The organism is Neisseria sp. HMSC070F02, from assembly GCF_001814225.1.
Classification (GTDB): Bacteria; Pseudomonadota; Gammaproteobacteria; order Burkholderiales; family Neisseriaceae; genus Neisseria; species Neisseria meningitidis.
On the sequence record NZ_KV815395.1, the window covers coordinates 1 to 1,282 of the forward strand.

Genomic DNA, 1,282 nt, shown 5'->3' on the forward strand with positions numbered 1-1,282 from the left:
GGCTTCGCCCGCGCTGATAAAGGGGTTGAGCGCGCCGGCGGCGACGCCGTTGATAAACTCCATGCTGTTGCCCCAGCGGTCGAGCTTGGCATTGTGCTCGAACATTTTTCTGTTGGCTTCATCGGCGCGGTCGGAGAAATTGCTGCCGAGGTTGTTGTAGTTGTCGGATATGCGTTGCCGGATGCTGCGGGTGTCGGTCGGATTGAGTTTGATACTGCGGGCTGTGCCGTTGACGTGATAGGTGTATTCGTCTCGTGCGCCCGTAGGTTTGGGGTAATTGCCGCCCTTCGGGCCGTCGTAGGCATCGGCGGGATGATGTTCGTGTCCTTCCCAGTTGAGCCGGTACACGGTAAAGCCGTCGTCAACGTTGCCTTTTTCTTCGCTTGCGCTGTCGGCGGCGTGGTTGTCGAAGGGGGCGTGTTCTTCGTGTCCGTGTCCGGAAAAGCGGGTGTGGTAGCCGATTGTGCCGTTGATGTTTGCCTGTTGGATGAGCAGGTTGCCCATCTGGTGGGTATAGTCTTGGATGACGTTGATTTGACCGGTGCGGTCGGAAACGCTGCCGCGCGGGTCGCCGAAGAGGTGGTATTTGCCTCCGGGTTCGTAGTGCTGCCGTTGGGCGTTATCGGTAATGAACGGATCTTGCGCCAAGTCCGCCGCGAGGGCGGGCTGTCCGAAGGCGGCGGCCGCTACGGCGCAGGCGGCAAGGAGGTTTGTCAGTCTGCGCAGCGGTTTCACGGTTTATCCTCCTTTGCGGCGGCGGATGACTTCGTTGCCGACATCGGGGTTTTTACCGTTGTTTTGTTTGAAGTCGGGACGGTTTTGGGCGGTTGTGTCACCGTAGGGGGTGATGTCGGAGAAATCGACCATCAGGCGGTCTGAGGCTTTGACGGTTTTGCCGACGCTGTAAGGTCCCATCCAGAGGGCGTATTGTTCTTGGTATTGGGATTCGTAGGCGGCGGTTTTAGGGGCAATCAGCAGTTTCCGGCTGTCGCGGTCAACGGCGAAATATTCGAGCTTGGTTTGGGCTTTAAGGGTTTCGGCGTTGTAGAGGTGCAGTTCGGTGCGGCTGCGGACGGTGCCGAATACGTCGACGGTTACGAATACGTCGGTGTCGGCGTATTCGGGCGGTACGACTTCGATGCCGCGCAGGTAGAAGACGGTTTGGATGAGGTTGGTCAGGAAGGAAACGTCGCGGGGGTTGGCGAGCAGGGTTTCGTTGCGGTAGTCGCCCGTGCCGTTGACGGACAGTCCGGCGGAGCGTTCGCCTTTGCGTCCGCTGTTT

At 59.2% G+C, this 1,282-nt stretch carries 2 pseudogenes; both read right to left on the reverse strand.

Going from position 1 to position 1,282, the window contains the following annotated elements:
• Positions 1-735, reverse strand: a pseudogene (gene mafB, locus HMPREF2959_RS03850) (polymorphic toxin MafB class 1); the annotation flags it as partial.
• A 3-nt stretch (positions 736-738) separates the two neighbouring features.
• Positions 739-1,282: pseudogene (gene mafA / locus HMPREF2959_RS03855) on the reverse strand (adhesin MafA); the annotation flags it as partial.